Here is a 16589-nt window from a genome sequence, read left to right on the forward strand (position 1 = left end):
CCAGAAATTGCTGGATTTTCCGGCGTAATTTAGCCAAACTATCAGTTCTAGATTTAACTTCAAACATCAAGTCAGGAACTAACTCCGCGTAACCTTCTGTGGTGCGAGGTAAACGTTCAGCTAGGATAAAAGAAGCATCGGGAGCGCGAACATCTCCATCTTCGTTTATCAAAACAGGGATTCACCCCATTCTGATCTGGTTTTTTTACAAAATTTAACAATTTTTTTTACCATGAAAATTAATTCTTAGGATACTATGGCTAAGTGGAAAACTTAGGAGGCAAGGAAATGAACGCTCAAAGATGGATTCCCCTAGGTTTTCTCCATTGCTGAATCAATGGGAATTAGACCTAATGAGTTAATTCGTAAGGCAGTCGATGATTAGGGTAAAATTCATACCATTGGCTGAATAAGTTGTTAGATAAGTAAATATAGAGAATGACCCAAGTCTATACCAAAGATTTTGAAATCCAATGCCCTCCCTCACAGCGCACCTGGAGAGAAATTTCCCAAAAAATTGCTGCGCTTCCCTTACCAGGTGTTCCCATTCGCTTGATTTTAACCAAGGTTGAAGGAGACACACTCACCTTTGAATCCAGCTTTATCGATACAGACAGAGAGCCGGTTTGGTCATCATTACTTGATATTAATATTCGTCAACGGGTTTCTAACCAACCATTTGTCGCAGTTAGTATTATTCCCACCGGAGTCAGAGCAGAAATTGGTGGTTTTGCGGGAGATGCTACTCCTAGTACCAATCTGTTAGCCTCCGCTTGTGACTATCTGGTCACCAATCCCAATGCCGTTACTGCGTCGGATATCTATTTCGGTCAGGATAATGTGCTTTATCTGGAAGGGAATCTGATTTGTCAGTTACTACTGGGTAATATTGGAGTGATTCCAGAAAAGCGCAAAAACATCGCAGCGATTATTGAAAAGCCAAGAGATGAGAGATTTTTAAATAATGTTATTAATGCTCTCAATGGCTTGCGCGCTGTGGGGGGAATTAATATTGATCCAGTAGTGGTAACTGGTGGCCCAGTGGAAACCGCCTGTACCTATTCCCAGTATGGTAATGCTTCCGGGGAATTTAAAGGTATGGACGAGTTGATGAAGGCTCTAGATGTGGTGGAAAGTTCTTCGGCTAGGGCGGTGGCTTTAATGACCACTTTGGAAGTAGACGATAAAATACGTCAAGCTTACTACCGAGGGGAATCTATCCCCAATCCTTGGGGCGGTGCGGAAGCAATTATGACCCACATGCTCACTAATTTTTATCCCTTTACTGCTGCCCATGCTCCCTTATTATTGGAGTGGGAACATACGGGATTTGGGAAATTAGTAGACCCTAGGGATGGAGCAGAATTAATTTCCAGTGCCTATGTTTGTTCCCCCCTCAATGGTTTAATCAATTCTCCCCGTCCGGTAAGGTTTGATACTCCCGTAGCCGCAGGGGAAACTAGGATATCGGTGGAGAATGTTTCGGCGGTGGTAATGCCAGAAACAACCGTGGGTAATATTCCGTTTTTAGCGTGTTTAGACCAAGGTGTGCCCGTAATCTTAATCAAAGATAATACCACTAAGTACGATATTACTCCTGAAAGATTGCAAATCGAAACTCAGGGCAACCCGATATATCGTGTCAATAGCTACATGGAGGCGGCGGGATTACTGTTAGCCTTACGTAATGGTATTGCAGTGGAAAGTACAATTCGCCCGATGCCGCAACTTCAGCCGATTTTTCTGTAGCAAAGCCTGAAACTTTATATTGTATAAAGCTTAGAGGAGTAAGTTTCATTTTCATGAATTGTGTTGAAAAATCCCCATTATCTTCATCATCTCAAAAGGTTCAAGTTCAATCTTGGCAGACTAGTGACAAAGGCATCGAAGTGGATTTGGTTTATAAAGTCACCAATAATTTAGATAGGGTAAGCTTACCGTGGATGTGGCTGCGAGATCACTGTCAATGTAGTGAGTGTTTCACTTCTAGTGCCCAGAGAGAATTTGATGTATTCATTGGCTGGGAGAGATTTAGCTGGGAAGACGTCCTTGTAGATACTGATACCGCAGGGCTGATAATTCAATGGCAGGATAATCACAAAAGTTACTTTTCCTATGATTGGCTATGGAGAATGCTTAATCTTGAAAACTCCGTAGCAGTAGATGAACGAAAATACTGGAGTAATGATTTACCAAGTCTTGATTATCGAAGTGTCATTGACACAGATATCGGATTAAGGCACTTGGTTGAACATCTCACCCAAGTCGGAGTCTGTAAAGTGATTGGTGCCAAGGCGAGTAAAGCTGAAGCGGCTCAACTTATGCACCGAATTGCCTATCTGCGGCAAAGTAGTTTGGGGGACATAGTCGAAATTAAACCATCAAGTAATTCCGACTATGATGAAACCCATCTTCATACCGATGGAGCTTTTAATTACGACCCACCAGGTATCAAACTGGTTCAATGCCTCGACCAAACTATTTCACCCTGGGAAATGATTTTTGTTGATGGTCTGGCGCTTGTTGACAGAATCAAAAGCGAAGCACCCCAGACTCTAAGTTTATTACAAAATAATACTGTTTCTTATCAGTACCTGAGGCAGGATATCAATCTGATTGCTTCAGATCCGATTGTGACCCTAGATAGTTATGATCGACTCAAGCGTATACGCTACAATCCGAAAGCACAACTTGCTGTTGCTGAGCAGGATTTGCCAAACAAACAAGCCTTGCAAGCTGCTTTGAAGCAGTTTGAGGCATGGGTTGAGGAGCAATCCCAACATCGAAAACTCAGCTTAAATCCAGGAGAAATGGTGCTGTGGGATAATTGGCGTGTCTTGCATGGTGGTAGTGCGATGGATGGGAATCATCACCTTGCTGTCTGTATGTCAAATATGGAAGATTTCCATAGTCGTCTGCGCGTAATTCAGAACAAATCCTATCAACGTCCAGTTCCCCAGGCTCGTGAAAAGAAAGGGGTTTAAAGTATAAAAATTTTAAGCATGACAACCTTAAGCACCATTGACAAAAGTTCGACTCCCAAAAATTTAATCCTCTGGACAGCCAACACATTTGCTAATGGGCTACCCACAGTCACTTTCAATGAAGTAATGAGTGAATCTAGGGGATTAAAAAAATGGTTAGAGAATATTGCCTGTTATGGTCTGGGAATGGTATCAAATACACCACCTAATCGTGAGTCAACCCGAGCACTGATTGAACGGGTAGCTTATATTAGGATGGATATCTTTGGCGGTTTTGCTGACTCCGATACTAGCGAACCCCATGCTGATAGCGCCTATTCCAATGGGTATCTGGCAGCCCACACCGATGGAACTTATTCCTACGACCCCCCTGGACTGATTGTATTTCACGTTCTCGATCGCGATTATATTGGTGGAGAGAGTATTTTCATAGATGGCTTCTATGCTGCCCAAACTCTCCGGGAATCATATCCTGACGCTTTCTCCTTGCTTACCAAGGTTGATATGCCAGGGCACTATTTAGAAGTTGATACCCATTTAGAAACAAGGCAACCTCTAATTAAACTTGATGCTGAAAACCAGGTAAAACGAATTCGATTCAATCACATGGATCGCGCACCTTTTTACTGGGGAGAACAAACGACACAGGTCTATGAGGCTCTTTGGGAATGGCGTAAAATTATTGATGACCCAGCCAATCAATATCGCTTTCGCCTCACTCCTGGAAATGTTCTCTTGTTTGACAACTGGCGTCTTTTGCATGGACGACTAGCTTATGAAGGGGAAAGACGCATGGTAAACTGCTATTTAAATATGGAAGACTTTGAAAGCCGACTGAGAATACTTAGAACCAATACTTAGAACAACTTTCTAGAGTAATACTTCCTATTAAAAATGCCGATGAATTCCCAAAGCGATCGAAAATCCCCAGTCAATTCCAAGATCAGAGGTCTGGCCTCAGATAATGAGGCTGGAGTCGATCCCGAAATTATGAAGGCTATCCTAGCCGCTAACCAAGGACACGCTCATGCCTATAGCGAAGATGAGTGGACGCGCTTAGCTATGGAACAATTCCATAGAAATTTTGGGGCTGATTGTCAGGTATTTTTTACTTTCGGTGGGACTGGTTCCAACGTATTCGCTTTGGCTTGTTTGTGTCGCTCTTTTGAAGCCATATTCTGTTCTAGTAAAGCACACCTCTACCATAGTGAATGTGGGGCTGTGGAGAATTTCATTGGTAGTAAGTTAGTTCCGATTGAAACCGCTGATGGGCATCTGCGACCTCAAGATATTGAAAGTTACTTGTATTGGCAAGAGGAGGTTCATGCCTCTATCCCTCGTGTGATATCCATAACCCAGTCCACGGAACTTGGAACGGTGTATCGTCCCAAGGAGATTTTAGCTTTAGTGGAATATGCCCATCAGCAGGGTATGAGGGTTCACATGGATGGCACACGTCTTGTCAATGCTGCAGCTTCACTTAATTGTTCCTTGGGTGCGCTAACGACGGAACTCGGTGTTGATGCTATATCTTTTGGTGGAACTAAAAATGGGCTTTTGATGGGAGAAGCAGTCATCTTTACTAACTCTGACCCCTCGTTATGTCGGAATTTTTCGGCTATCTGGAAACAAAGTATGCAGATGCCTTCAAAAGCTCGATTTATCGCCGCCCAGTTTTTAGCGTTACTCAAAGATGACCACTGGCTGCAAAATGCTAGCCATGAAAACAAAATGGCTAAGTATCTTGCTGAACAAGTATCTACCATACCTGAAGTTGAGATAGTATATCCTGTTGAGACCAATGCTGTCTTTGCGAAAATTCCACCTAATTGGATCGAAGCTCTGGTTAATGTTTGTCATTTTTATGTTTGGGATAGTTCTACTGGATTAGTTCGATGGATGACCAATTTCGATACTCAGCCGGAAGATATTGATCTATTTATCCGCAAGCTTTATTCTCTTTCTATGGCTTCGGTGGGATCTGAAAATGCCATTGCGTTAGAACATAAGATGTCCAGAGAACAAGGCAAAGATATTTCAGAAACAAGACCTTGGTTATCTATGATTTGTGATAGCCAAAGCACTGAGGAATTAAAAACTAATTACGATAGTTGGGCAAATACCTATGATGCAGATGTAAGAGAAGATTGGTCTTTTATGCCTGGCAACATAGCACGGACATTAAGCAAACTGCTTCCTAAGAAAGATGCCACAATCTTAGATGCTGGTGCTGGGACAGGGTTAGTGGGTGAAGCCTTAGCCCAACAGGGATATACTAATCTGACTGCTGCGGATTTGTCAGAAAAAATGCTGGCGATCGCTAAAGAGAGACAAGTATATCAAAGTCTGCATCAGTGTAATCTAGAAGATTCCCAAATTTTTAGCAATTCAGTAACTTTTGATGCTATTATTGCAGCAGGAGTTTTTGCTTATGCTCATGCTGGAGTTGCAGTTTTAAACAATCTATTCGGTATTTTAAAAGAGGAGGGAATTTTTTTATTAACCATACGGGAAGACTATCGCCGTAAAATGCAGATAGACTTAGATAAATTACCGTGGACATTAGTTAGTGAAGAGGGTTTTCCGATATATGACGAAGCCAAGTTGATGTATCTGCTTGCTTTAAAAAAAAGGAAACTTAATAACTGATATTAAGTCCAAATATACCATTTCTCTTTTAATGTGAGTAAATATCTAACATAACAGGAAAAACCATGAATAAATCAAAAATTAATCTAGGTTTAGAAGAATTAAAAAAAGAATGGGAACAAAAAGGTTTTAAATGCGAAATTTATCAAACAAATTCTGTGGAATCTTGGTCAAATCCAGGTCATAAAACTGACGAATTTATTATCCTTATAGAAGGAGAAATGGAGATTTATTTTCAAGGTCAAACTTACTATCCTCCCATTGGTGAAATATTCAAAATACCTGCTAAAGTACCTCACAAAACTAGATATGGAAATTCCACCTGTCTGTATTGGATCTATGCTTTTGATTGGCAGTGGAATGAAGATGGGGTTGGTATTGAAGAGGGGAAAATACGATCACCAAAAGTTAAATCGGGTGCATCTCATATTTGTAAAAAAGTGCCGTAGGGTGCGTGATAAGACGGACTCGCCAAGAAGCAAGCTGTAGCCAGTTTTGTGGAAGTACGTCCCGTAACGCACCACGAGGTCAAACTTCAAAAATGAGATGCACCCAGTTAAATCTGTTTGAGGAGTGATCCCAATGAAGAATCAAAGTGCTGATCAATTCATTAGATCTGATCAAGAAATCTCACAGAATAAAAGACTTGTCAAAATTTCTGATCGAGAAGATATCTGCTCCCTTCCCAAGGGGATTTGGAGACCTCTGACTGAAAACTATCATTTACAAACCTGGAAAGGGATACCAATGGACAAAAGTCCTATAGAAATTGCCCTTTATCCAATGCTGATTTACGAACTCCAACCAAAGACAATTATTGAACTTGGTGCAGATACTGGAGGAAGTGCAGTATGGTTAGCAGATCAGTTGAAGTTATTTGAGATTGAAGGTCTTGTCTACTCTGTTGATATCGATTTATCCTTACTTGATGAAAAAGCCAAAGCCCAACCCAAGATAAAATTTTTGGAAGGCGATTGTAACCAGATCGATCTGGTTTTATCGACCACACTGCTTTCTACACTTCCTCATCCTTGGTTAATCATAGAAGATGCTCATGTTAATTTAGTCGGGATACTGGATTATTTTCATAATAATGGGTTACAAAATGGAGATTATTTAATTATTGAAGACACAAATAAAGCTTTATGGGAGGCTTGGTCAGATTGGGAAGATCAAGAATTTATTGAACGGATGAAATGTAAGCTTGATTTACTCAAAAACTGGATGATTCAGCATCAAAATGAGTACTTAATTGATACTTACTATCAAGATTTGTTTGGTTATAACGGCTCGAAGAATTGGAATTCGATGTTAAAAAGGATGTAAATAACAATGACTAACAAATCTAGAATAAACGAAATAATAAACGATTTGCAAAAAAAGAGGTTTAAGTGTAAAGTTTCTATTGATGACTTAGAAGATTAGGTAGTCCTGCATAGTGATGCTGGGTGGGGGCTGAAACCCTCACCATACCGTTACCGATATCATTACAATGCACCACTACCCATTTCCCCTACGAAGGATAAAAACTACTCTTTTCATTGCTTAAAGTCTGTAGTTAAAAGTGGTTATTCAATCCGCAGTCGATGTTCATAAAGTCTTTGGTAATAAGGTAAACAGTAGTCATAGGCCTGCTTCAAGTGTTCATTGTTTTCAACACTAACGTAATTTTTTCTGTCCCTTTCTTTAAATTCCCGACTCGATTGTAAGTAAGTGTGCCAATCTCCTTCCCATGGAAGAGTCCATATTTTAGAGCATATCTTAGGATCCCATTTTAACGCTTGGGGCATAAACGGAATTCCTACAGCATCACAGTAAGCTTTAATCGTGGCCTCTGGTTTTTGTACCAAGTCATCTGAGTCAATGAGGGGGGGGACTTGTCCCAGAAAGGCTTTGGTGACTTCAAACAATTGGTAAAGTTCTGCATACCCAGTTTCACTTAAGTGGAAGTCAGGCCAACCGGCAAATAGAGAAGGAAGGCTTTTGGCAGGATGGCGAATAAGGAAAGTGTGGTTAAAGTGGGATAAAAAAGCTTCATCGGCTCGCTCGTAAATATATAAAGCCATATCTTTAATAAAGACAGGTTGGCTTTGAGCCTTATTGATTAGGTCTTGGAATAGGGGTTGAAAATTATAAGCTGGATTAATCTCAGCTTTTGCACAGCGATCAGATTTCCTTTCCTCGCTACCGAAATAGTATAGGCTAAAGGGTTCATGAAGAACAATAAAGTCTCCCCTTGCTTGCATCATCATTTTAAAAGCGGTGGATGTTGATCGAAAAGTTGTCCATAATACCAAAATTTTTTTCATGGCTAGATCTCAATAGTAGATGTTAGAGTCAATGCCTCTGTTACCAGAGGACAGTTTATAAGGAGCACGTCAGTTTAGGATCGTTCTGATTCCACCAAACAAAAATATGAGTGTCCATAAAAATCATAAAACCTCTTCAGAACTCTTCTCCATATCCCAGTCTTCTAGAGGGATAGCTGGCTCTTCAGGATCGGCATAGTATGCGTAGGGCTGCTTGTTTGCCAATGGTAAGATAGGATATTCCTTGTCTTGATGCAATAGCGAGTGGGGGAAACCCCCGCGTGAAGGCGCTGCATCGCTTTTGACTTCACCAATAGTGGCAATTCCGGAAAGCTTATTTTGAATAGCTTCATTGTCTTGATGCAATAGCGAGTGGGGGAGACCCCCGCGTGAAGGCGCTGCATCGCTTAATATTTCTGAAGCCATATCCTCTACAGACATTCGTTTTTCCGCCGCCGCTTTTCTCAAAATTTCTTGAGACTTTTGACTAATATTGACATTCGTTATAATCATATAAAATACCTTTTAAACATTCAAAATTAACGTAATACCTTAGAATAATAAACTGGTTTTATCAATCAAATTCAGGAGCCCAAACTTCCACTACAGACAATTCCCACCCAGGAAGTAATTCCGGTACTTCCAGCACATCCCCATCCCCCAGCACAATCTTATCTCTATTGAGGCGATAAACTTCCATGGTGCGAGTTCTCGGATCCACTAACACCCCAACTTGAGTCCCCAATTCCATAAATTGCTGGATCTTCCGGCGTAATTTAGCCAAACTATCAGTTCTAGATTTAACTTCAAACATCAAGTCAGGAACTAACTCCGCGTAACCTTCTGTAGTGCGAGGTAAACGTTCGGCTCGGATAAAAGAAGCATCGGGTGCGCGGACATCTCCATCTTCGTTCGGTAAACGAAAACCACCACTAGAAGCAGTTACCCTGCCTAGTCTACGAGGTCGTACCCAGTTTGATAACTGGGTAACAATAGCAGCAGCTACTTGATCCGATTCTATACCTGAAGGACTCATAACAATAATTTCTCCAGCCACTAGTTCCATCTGATAATCAGGATGCTGTGCTTGCAGCTTTTCTAAATCTTTTACTGTTAAACTAGGCATTTTTAAAATATCCTATTTATAGCGGTTATTGCATTTATGAGGTACACTTATAAACCTCAAAGTCCCCCTTATTAAGGGGGATTTAGGGGGATCCCTTTTTACCTCATGGAAAATAGAATTGCTATATTTAATCAATCAACACCAAATCCAGTATATTGGCGTTTAAAAGGAGCATGGTAAGCTAAGACGATATCTTCAGGGGGAACACCCCATTCTACTAATTCATTGGCAACGCCAATTTCTGTGCCATCATGTTGTATCCAAATTTTGTCGTTTTTAAGGTCAATTTGGAGAACACAGCCTCTTAATCGCCGATTTCCATGCCACCCCACGTTCATCAGTTGATAGTGATCTCCTTGAACATCAAAGATTTTTTGGACTTCAATATCTCCATATTTAGGTTTATATTGCCCATATTTATTGATGAGCTTTTTGACTAATTCTCTATAGTTATTTAGTTTTTCCATTGTTTAATAACCTCATTTTTGATATCATATACAAGTAGTTTAAGTTGATAGTTATTCACTGCCTTTTGAGTAAAAACCAGAGTAAAAAATGCTTCGTAAACATCTTCGCTAATGGCTAAATAAATTTTTCTTTCTGGTTCAATAGTTTCTAATACCAGGCGATAATTAAGAAACTGCCCTAAAGCATTATGAAATTCAGAAATTAAAGAAGGACGATTAAAACTTTTAATTTCTACAGCAATTTTTTGTTGATCTTTTTGGGCTGCAATTAATTTTTCTGCCCCTAAGTCAACATACATATCAACTCCCCCATAATCAAGATAGAGAGGATCATCAGTAATTATCCAACCTTCCTTGATTAGGGCGTTTTTAACAGTATCATGAAAGATATCTTTAGCTGGCATAGGATAATATTTTATAACATTAGCTGATTATGATGGATAGGGGTTTGATGGTACGAAATAATGGACATTATTGTTGTTGCCTTGATCTAGTTTTGGTAGTGTTTTAGAAGTCAATTACATTACTGATTCCTATCGGGTTATCCCCCAAAACTAAACTATCAATTTATTGAAGCAGTTGCTTTAGTCTTTGGCGAAAAGCTCGTAATGCAGGACTTCTCCCGGTCTCACGGCTTTGAGCTAAAACGTCTGCTACCAGGTCTGGAATTGGTAATCTGGGGAAGGTCGGACTGGTGGTAACTTGCCGGTACTCACCTCCTTGCAATAGGTCAATCCTGAGTTGATTTTTTTCATAGCGCCAGAGTTCAGGCACACCTAAGTTGGCATAGACATCCAGTTGAGTCTTGGAGGTGACATCCACTTCAATGGCTAGATCTGGCGGTGGGTCAATGGTGAGATCGACGCGCCGCTTGCCTCGCATTCTAGCGTGGTTTTGGATGTAGAAGCATTGATCCGGTTCAATGCCACTGTCCATATTTTCTCCCTTGAAGGTAGTGGAACCAAAGCACTCGCAGTCGATTTCTAACTCATCAAGCAAAATTTTAACCAAATCACCGAGCAGTTCTTTATCGACTTCGTGTTCTGGGGTAGGCATTCTGATTTCTAAGGTTCCGTGGCTATAGGCAATACGGGCAGAGCGATGTTCCCCTAGTTCTTCTAGAACAGACTCAAATTCAGCCCACTCTAGGTTATGAATCAACAGTCTTTGGCCTGGGGGAACGGTAAGTTGTTGGAGTAGGAGAGTAACAGCCATACAGTAATCGGTTTTGATTCCCAATTTTTCCAAGAGGTCTAGTCTGATTTTAGGCAACTAAGGCATAGCTACCGTTAGTTAGAGTGCTCTTGGAGCCAGTTGAGTAAATCCTCACTGGTCTTAAAATCCCAGATTGCTTCTGATAAGCGTTCTAGGTCTTGGGAATTCAAGGCTTCAAGCAATGCGAAGGCATTACTTGTTAGTTTTCCAAAGCGGCGCTCAAGCTGTCGCAATAGTAAGCTTCTTTCACCTTCTAATCTGCCCTCTTCTCTGCCCTCTTCTCTGCCCTCTTCTCTGCCCTCTTCTCGTCCTTCTTCTATTCCCTCTTCTCGTCCTTCCCTTTTCGCTAGACTCAATGCACCTCGCCTATCCTCCCAGAACATCTCCTGTTTGCGGATCTTTTCCAATTCTGACACACTCAACCCAGCTTGATTGGCTATAGTTAAAGCTTGTTCCAGCTGTGGTATTTCCCTCATCTGATCAGGAATAACTTCTAAGCTGGGAGCATCTTTGATAAAATAGATCCACTTATCTACCAAACTTTCTAACTCTTCCAGCTGCTTAGTAAATTTGGGAAGTTCCACAAACACCATTTTTAACTCATTTTCCTGATAAGGCAAGTGGTCTTCTTCTTCTTGAAAGTAAAAACTGCTAATGACTTTCTCTGTTGAAGGGAACAGCTTAAAATCAGTGATAGTTAAAGCAATGACCGGATTGAGATCGAAATATCCCTGTCCGGATTTAAGTTGATTCCCGTAGGTTTTGCACAAATTATAAACGACTCGCTTTTCGAAAGCCTCTACATTCCAGAGCTGCATTTCAATGATCACAGTCGTTCCATTCTCTAATACTGCCTTAACATCCAGATAGGTGTCTTTTAAATCAACCACATCCCCCGCACTGTAGGGATCTATAATTTCTAAATCCTGGATGACAGAATTACCGGAGTAAATCATGGCATTAAGGAAGGAAATCAGAATATCTTTACTCTGATCTGATCCAAAGATTTTCTTGAAAGCAAAGTCAGTTTTAGGACTAATGAATCTCATGGTTTTACAGGGTTAATTAAACCGTTTAGTTGTTAGTTAATTTTTTGTAAGCATTCAGCTATTAGCTAATGCGCTACGGAACTTTTGAATAAAAAAGGTAAGGATTGGTTTAATCTGAGTTAAGTCCCAGCGTCGTTCGCACAGCGTGGCCAAACGCGCACGCGTGGCCGTTCGCGTAGCGTGGCCAAAAGGCCAAAAGGCCAAGGCCAAAGCCTGTGCCACTGCTGACTGCTGCTGAACGCTGAACGCTGACTACTGAATGCTTATAATTTATTTACCTTTATAGTAACAGTTTTGGCTGGGCTTGTTGGCACCATAATTAGTTATATAGCGAGCGCTTTTCAAAAAGGTGATGGACAAATTTTGGCGTTGCATAAATACGGGATTATTTTAATAGTTTTGTGGCATGGGCATCTTGCCGTGCCATGGGTATCTGGCTGTGGAACGGGCATCTGGCTGTGGAACGGGCATCTTGCCTGTTTCATTTTTCAGGTGCGCAGGATGCCCATGCCACTCATATTAATCCCTTGATTCAGAAGCGATGCAGCGCGGTCTTGGGGGTTTCCCCCATGAGCGACTGCATCAAGACAATGCCGTATCCCCAAGAGAGATCCGGTGGGTTGCTGAAAAGCCAGGATTGATAATCGTGATTTTTTTGGCATCATGGAAGTAGCTCCTATTTAGGTGGGAGGAAAACCGCGCTGGAGATGATTAACGGGCATGACCAGCGCGGTTATTAGTATCAGTCGTCTACTTTATTTAGTATACATAAATCCTCGAAAAAATGCAAGAGATAATAAAAATATTTTACATTTATTTACAATTATTTTTATTGACAATTTTTAGACTCAATTATGTGTAATTTATTTACCTAAATTTTTTATTAACTGAGCTACAAATTATTGGTTTTTAGGGAGCAGTAATTCCCTCTGATCCCAGGGCTTTTTTTTGCGTCGGACTCTAATCTGTTCCCTGTTCCCTGTTCCCTGTTCCCTGTTCCCTGTTCCCTAAAAAACCATAAATATCTACTTTCTAACCAACAGCAAATCCATCATAGTGACGCATAAATGGGGCATGATACCCTAGGACAATATCCTGCTTCGGTATCCCTAATTCAAGTAACTCATTCGCCACCCCAAACTCGGTGCCATCATGTTGAATCCAGATTTTTCCATCAATAATATCAATGTGAATCAAAGGTCCGAAAACACGACGATAATTTTGCCATCCTGCATGAAAGACTTGATAATGATCTTGCTCAGGATCGAAGAATTTATAGACTTTGATATCTTCATTGGCTAGCTTAACCAGACTATGCTTTTTCAATATTTCTTGAATCAGACGACGATACTGAATTAACTTATCCACTGCAAAATTACCTCCTGATTTGGATCATATAGCAATAGGTGTATTTGAGATTCTTGAATCGTTTGTTGTGCGAAAGCTTGAGATGAATGCTGCGTAAGTATTCAGCCGTCAGCCGTCAGCCGTCAGCAGTGAACTTATTTTATTCAAAAGCACCTCGAGTAGCACCATCTGTAGCGCATAAAATGTTGGCCTAGCCTGACCTACGGCCAATAGCTGATAGCTGATAGCTGATAGCTGATAGCTGATAGCTGATAGCTGAATGCTTACAATGCTGCTGGCTAACGTTTTCCTACAAAGCCAGCTTGAAAATCTGCTCTGGGGATAATTTGAACTGGGGAAAAGTCGGGGAAACAATGGGAGTATTTCCCGTAAAGGGCGTCATCTGATATTCGCCGTCAACCAAACTACAAACAAAAAATGTGGGTTGCTTGGGGTTGCCAATAAATTTTCTCGCCCCCAATGCTGCATAATCGATAATCCAATATTCCTCGATGCCCATCTCTTCTCTTCGAGACGCTACGCGAACATAATCTCGAAGTTTATTGTAGTAATCGTCACGCCAATTAGTTGAAACAACCTCGACGATTAATTTGACTGAATCAGGATTTTGAATAATTGATTCGCTTTCCCAGCGAGATTCAGCCTCCATAACGTCTTGGTTCAAAACAATAATGTCCGGTTCATAACCTGAGTTTTCCCGTTTTGGTTTAACAATTGACTCTCTAGGAATAGTCCAAATACCTCCTTTATCTATCTGCCTAATAACTATCAATAATTGCTCAATCAGGGAACCGGTTAGATTTGAATGTTTACCCTTTGGCTTGGGCATTTCAATAATTACTCCATCATGTAGCTCGTAACGGACTGCTGAGTTTTCGGGATACCAGCTGATAAATTCATCAAAGCTGTATAATTTGGGTTCGGCTTTGGATTGAGTCATAGATCGTTATTCTTGAAGCTGAAATTTCTGGTGACAAAATGACACCATTCTGTTATAGTAAAAGAAATTGAATAATAAATTCAGATGGCAAGTACCACCCCTAATGATACTCGCGTGACAGCTAGGCTTCCTGCATCGGTCAAAGATACGTAAGCATTCAGCTATCAGCCGTCAGCCGTCAGCTAATCAACAGGAGGTAGTAAGCAATCTGGGCGGTGCTGGTAGGCCTGATTGAAAATCCCTGCTCGTTTTACTCATCCGACCTCGCTCAGTTAAAGCGCCTGCTAGCACCTCAAGTAGCACCATCTGTAGGGCTTAAGCTGTTCGCGTAGCGTGGCCGTAGGCCTTTAGCTGATAGCTGACGGCTGAATACTTACGGCTGCGGATTTAACAGGGGCAACCTTAAATCAATTTATGGTTCAGGCTCAGGTGAAAGAAGCCCAAAAAGTGATTAATACAGAACAGGTGATTCACTTATCACCCCAAGATGCGGATAGAATTTTTAGTCTGATTGAAAATCCGCCTGCCCCTAATAAGCATTTACAAGAAGCTATCCAACGTCATCAGGCTTTTTTCAGTGAAAAAGATTGAAATTATCGCTTATTATGAGGGATACGGGTTTGAAGGAACTAAAGAGCATCAATTATTGTTGTTTTTACCTTTATCTAGTTTAGGTAGTGCTTGACAAGCCAGGAAAAGAAATAGAATCGATTAAATCTCAAAAATAGAACTTTCCAGAAGATCGATAACTGCTGAAACCGCTGTTTGCACCGCTCCTTGAACTGAAGCATGATTAATTGCCAAGTGTTCCCCTGCAAAGAAAACACGAGGATTATCTACTGGATAAGCTTGACCGAGTAATGGTTGATATTTCTCCCGATCCCCTGGAGCAAAATAGGCATAAGAACCAGAACCAGACTGATTATCTTCATCCCAGATACTATGAATAATATCATCGGTATAGTCTTTAATATCAGGATGCAGTTGGGAAACTTCGTCTAGGGTTAAATCGGTTTTAGCTGTTTCCTCTAAAGTTCTAAATTTTCTGGAATTATCTTCCCAGCGATAAGCAGCCGTTAATACTGATGGCTGATAAGAAATATCCTTATCTTTAGCAACAATATGAGGTTGAGAAAGCTTGGTTGAGTCTAATTGAGCATTATCAGAAGGATACCAACACTTTTCGAAATTTAAATCCGTAAAGCTACCACCCCCATAAACATGATCGGCAAATTCCCAAGGACGAGCGGTACAGTGTAATAGAGTTTTACTGGCACTGCAATACCCCAAATTGTTAATCGCTTCCCGTTGTTGGCTAGGTAAACTAGGCTCAAAATTAATCTGAGCCAGAGCAGTAGCAGGAATAGTACAGATAATATAGTCAAATTCTGCGATTTGTTGCTGATCCAGCTTATTCCAGACAAGGCGAACCCCTCTATCGGTCATTTCTATATTTGTTACTCTGGCTTCAGTCTGGATTGTGCCTGATATGCTTTTAACCAAAGCCTTAATTAAGGTTTCCAGTCCTCCGATTAGTTCATATTGTTCTACTCGATGCCAGGCAAAGAAATCAATTAAACCATTTAACAGAGATACTTTGTCGTAATGAATGGCTCCAGTAGCATGACCGAGTAAGTCAAAAGCATCAGCAGAAAGATGACTGCGAAAATAGTCGGTAACCGTTAGGGTATCCCATTTTATAACTTGATCACTGGTAAAAGTGGGCGCAAATAACTCCCATTTATCTTTTTCAGTCAAAGAATCGATTAATTCTTCCAATAATTGGTCGTAAATTACCCCTGGGTCTTGTTGCTCATCAGGGTTTAAATTGTAAACAGCAAACAACTCTTGGTAATTATCTAAACGAGTTTTATTACCCCGTAGATAATAAAAAGCGGCGGGATTGTAATTAATAAAAGGTCTTTTTGGTAAATTAAATTTATCTATATAGTGTAAAGTGCAGCCATGACTAGTAGGAATTCGCATTGCGCCTAATTCCCCATAAGTGCCATCACTAAAATAATGAGTCTTAATTCTTCCTCCGAGGCGAGAATCAGCTTCTAATACAGTAACTTGATGGTTGAGTTGACTCAGTTCGTAAGCACTTACGAGTCCTGCAATTCCTCCACCGATAATCGCAATTCGTTTGCGAGTACCACCTTGATCGTAGGGACTAAGGGAACCAGGATGACGATACAGGCGCTCAAAGGAAAAAGGTTCCTCTAACTCTTGTGTATGGCGGTAAGGGTTAAACATCGAGCGTTATCCGAAATTAGGGCTTAGACTGATTTTCCCTTAAAAATGTCTTCCCGTAGCGGCTCAATGCTCGCGCATCGCGTTTTTTGAGGGATAACTCCCCTAACTAGTTAACCATTACCAGGGGATTACTCCCCAGACTTGTAAGCATTCAGCTATCAGCGTGTCGCGTATCAGCGTGTCGCGTATCAGCTTTTGAATAAGCGATGCAGCGCCTTCACGCGGG

19 protein-coding genes and 1 pseudogene are annotated in these 16589 nt (G+C 40.9%); 8 read left to right on the forward strand and 12 right to left on the reverse strand.

Annotation, left to right across the window (positions count from 1 at the left end; genetic code table 11):
- The coding region (locus F6K20_RS04670) for a Uma2 family endonuclease (RefSeq protein WP_287293924.1) at nt 1-172 on the reverse strand (172 nt) is incomplete at its 3' end.
- Between the two features lie 266 nt (nt 173-438).
- Here F6K20_RS04670 and F6K20_RS04675 point away from each other — a divergent pair.
- From F6K20_RS04675 to F6K20_RS04700, 6 genes are all read left to right on the forward strand, one after another.
- The gene (locus F6K20_RS04675; protein ID WP_008188144.1) at nt 439-1749 is read left to right on the forward strand and encodes a DUF3326 domain-containing protein; all 1311 of its coding nucleotides are present in this window, start codon (nt 439-441) and stop codon (nt 1747-1749) included.
- A 53-nt stretch (nt 1750-1802) separates the two neighbouring features.
- Nucleotides 1803-2984 carry a TauD/TfdA family dioxygenase gene (locus F6K20_RS04680; protein ID WP_008188145.1) on the forward strand — a complete coding sequence of 394 codons (1182 nt, stop codon included), beginning with the start codon at nt 1803-1805 and terminating at the stop codon, nt 2982-2984.
- An 18-nt stretch (nt 2985-3002) separates the two neighbouring features.
- Complete coding sequence (locus tag F6K20_RS04685; RefSeq protein WP_008188146.1) at nt 3003-3845, forward strand: TauD/TfdA family dioxygenase; 843 nt, start codon at nt 3003-3005, stop codon at nt 3843-3845.
- Between the two features lie 33 nt (nt 3846-3878).
- Nucleotides 3879-5633, forward strand: a complete 1755-nt coding sequence (locus F6K20_RS04690; RefSeq protein WP_008188147.1) for a beta-eliminating lyase-related protein — start codon at nt 3879-3881, stop codon at nt 5631-5633.
- Nucleotides 5634-5698: 65 nt separating this feature from the next.
- Nucleotides 5699-6082 carry a cupin domain-containing protein gene (locus tag F6K20_RS04695; protein WP_008188148.1) on the forward strand — a complete coding sequence of 128 codons (384 nt, stop codon included), beginning with the start codon at nt 5699-5701 and terminating at the stop codon, nt 6080-6082.
- Between the two features lie 133 nt (nt 6083-6215).
- Nucleotides 6216-6959, forward strand: coding sequence for a CmcI family methyltransferase (locus F6K20_RS04700; RefSeq protein WP_008188149.1), 744 nt, complete (start codon nt 6216-6218; stop codon nt 6957-6959).
- 242 nt (nt 6960-7201) lie between these two features.
- Here F6K20_RS04700 and F6K20_RS04705 read toward each other — a convergent pair whose 3' ends face one another.
- The 8 genes from F6K20_RS04705 to F6K20_RS04740 form a co-directional block, all read right to left on the reverse strand.
- Entirely contained in the window at nt 7202-7942 is a 741-nt protein-coding gene (locus F6K20_RS04705; RefSeq protein ID WP_008188150.1) for a sulfotransferase-like domain-containing protein, read from the reverse strand.
- A 123-nt stretch (nt 7943-8065) separates the two neighbouring features.
- Nucleotides 8066-8455 (reverse strand): hypothetical protein, encoded by a 390-nt coding sequence (locus F6K20_RS04710; protein WP_008188151.1) that lies wholly within the window; start codon nt 8453-8455, stop codon nt 8066-8068.
- A 61-nt stretch (nt 8456-8516) separates the two neighbouring features.
- Entirely contained in the window at nt 8517-9068 is a 552-nt protein-coding gene (locus tag F6K20_RS04715) for a Uma2 family endonuclease (protein WP_287293915.1), read from the reverse strand.
- Nucleotides 9069-9199: 131 nt separating this feature from the next.
- Nucleotides 9200-9535 carry a XisI protein gene (locus F6K20_RS04720; RefSeq protein WP_071106275.1) on the reverse strand — a complete coding sequence of 112 codons (336 nt, stop codon included), beginning with the start codon at nt 9533-9535 and terminating at the stop codon, nt 9200-9202.
- Entirely contained in the window at nt 9523-9939 is a 417-nt protein-coding gene (locus F6K20_RS04725) for a XisH family protein (protein ID WP_287293917.1), read from the reverse strand. Before F6K20_RS04725 ends, F6K20_RS04720 begins: the two co-directional genes overlap by 13 nt.
- A gap of 163 nt (nt 9940-10102) precedes the next feature.
- On the reverse strand, nt 10103-10750 hold the full coding sequence (locus F6K20_RS04730; protein WP_287293925.1) for a Uma2 family endonuclease: 648 nt from the start codon (nt 10748-10750) through the stop codon (nt 10103-10105).
- 74 nt (nt 10751-10824) lie between these two features.
- Nucleotides 10825-11799: an Rpn family recombination-promoting nuclease/putative transposase gene (locus F6K20_RS04735; RefSeq protein WP_008188154.1), complete on the reverse strand. Its 975-nt coding sequence runs from the start codon at nt 11797-11799 to the stop codon at nt 10825-10827.
- A gap of 54 nt (nt 11800-11853) precedes the next feature.
- Nucleotides 11854-12021, reverse strand: a complete 168-nt coding sequence (locus F6K20_RS04740; protein ID WP_287293919.1) for a hypothetical protein — start codon at nt 12019-12021, stop codon at nt 11854-11856.
- Between the two features lie 179 nt (nt 12022-12200).
- On the opposite strand from F6K20_RS04740, the gene F6K20_RS04745 reads away from it, so the two are divergent.
- Nucleotides 12201-12440, forward strand: a complete 240-nt coding sequence (locus tag F6K20_RS04745; RefSeq protein ID WP_287256723.1) for a hypothetical protein — start codon at nt 12201-12203, stop codon at nt 12438-12440.
- Nucleotides 12441-12831: 391 nt separating this feature from the next.
- Here F6K20_RS04745 and F6K20_RS04750 read toward each other — a convergent pair whose 3' ends face one another.
- Complete coding sequence (locus F6K20_RS04750) at nt 12832-13167, reverse strand: XisI protein (protein WP_287293922.1); 336 nt, start codon at nt 13165-13167, stop codon at nt 12832-12834.
- A 289-nt stretch (nt 13168-13456) separates the two neighbouring features.
- A complete protein-coding gene (locus F6K20_RS04755; RefSeq protein ID WP_008188158.1) occupies nt 13457-14107 on the reverse strand; it encodes a Uma2 family endonuclease in 651 nt (216 codons plus the stop codon).
- A 378-nt stretch (nt 14108-14485) separates the two neighbouring features.
- Between F6K20_RS04755 and F6K20_RS04760 the strand changes: the two are divergent.
- Nucleotides 14486-14698 (forward strand): annotated as a pseudogene (locus tag F6K20_RS04760) (type II toxin-antitoxin system TacA family antitoxin); the annotation flags it as partial.
- Nucleotides 14699-14818: 120 nt separating this feature from the next.
- Here the strand turns inward: F6K20_RS04760 and F6K20_RS04765 are convergent.
- A complete protein-coding gene (locus tag F6K20_RS04765) occupies nt 14819-16363 on the reverse strand; it encodes a flavin monoamine oxidase family protein (protein ID WP_008188161.1) in 1545 nt (514 codons plus the stop codon).
- Nucleotides 16364-16589 lie beyond the last annotated feature (226 nt).

This window comes from Moorena sp. SIO2C4, assembly GCF_010672485.1.
GTDB classification, from domain to species: Bacteria; Cyanobacteriota; Cyanobacteriia; order Cyanobacteriales; family Coleofasciculaceae; genus Moorena; species Moorena producens.

Excerpts from the sequence above, each read along its gene's own strand:
- F6K20_RS04735 (WP_008188154.1), bottom strand. The coding sequence starts at position 11,799 with ATGAGATTCATTAGTCCTAAAACTGACTTTGCTTTCAAGAAAATCTTT.
- F6K20_RS04705 (WP_008188150.1), bottom strand. The coding sequence starts at position 7,942 with ATGAAAAAAATTTTGGTATTATGGACAACTTTTCGATCAACATCCACC.
- F6K20_RS04695 (WP_008188148.1), top strand. The coding sequence starts at position 5,699 with ATGAATAAATCAAAAATTAATCTAGGTTTAGAAGAATTAAAAAAAGAA.
- F6K20_RS04730 (WP_287293925.1), bottom strand. The coding sequence starts at position 10,750 with ATGGCTGTTACTCTCCTACTCCAACAACTTACCGTTCCCCCAGGCCAA.
- F6K20_RS04715 (WP_287293915.1), bottom strand. The coding sequence starts at position 9,068 with ATGCCTAGTTTAACAGTAAAAGATTTAGAAAAGCTGCAAGCACAGCAT.
- F6K20_RS04725 (WP_287293917.1), bottom strand. The coding sequence starts at position 9,939 with ATGCCAGCTAAAGATATCTTTCATGATACTGTTAAAAACGCCCTAATC.
- F6K20_RS04680 (WP_008188145.1), top strand. The coding sequence starts at position 1,803 with ATGAATTGTGTTGAAAAATCCCCATTATCTTCATCATCTCAAAAGGTT.
- F6K20_RS04690 (WP_008188147.1), top strand. The coding sequence starts at position 3,879 with ATGCCGATGAATTCCCAAAGCGATCGAAAATCCCCAGTCAATTCCAAG.
- F6K20_RS04720 (WP_071106275.1), bottom strand. The coding sequence starts at position 9,535 with ATGGAAAAACTAAATAACTATAGAGAATTAGTCAAAAAGCTCATCAAT.
- F6K20_RS04765 (WP_008188161.1), bottom strand. The coding sequence starts at position 16,363 with ATGTTTAACCCTTACCGCCATACACAAGAGTTAGAGGAACCTTTTTCC.
- F6K20_RS04710 (WP_008188151.1), bottom strand. The coding sequence starts at position 8,455 with ATGATTATAACGAATGTCAATATTAGTCAAAAGTCTCAAGAAATTTTG.
- F6K20_RS04685 (WP_008188146.1), top strand. The coding sequence starts at position 3,003 with ATGACAACCTTAAGCACCATTGACAAAAGTTCGACTCCCAAAAATTTA.
- F6K20_RS04700 (WP_008188149.1), top strand. The coding sequence starts at position 6,216 with ATGAAGAATCAAAGTGCTGATCAATTCATTAGATCTGATCAAGAAATC.
- F6K20_RS04755 (WP_008188158.1), bottom strand. The coding sequence starts at position 14,107 with ATGACTCAATCCAAAGCCGAACCCAAATTATACAGCTTTGATGAATTT.
- F6K20_RS04675 (WP_008188144.1), top strand. The coding sequence starts at position 439 with ATGACCCAAGTCTATACCAAAGATTTTGAAATCCAATGCCCTCCCTCA.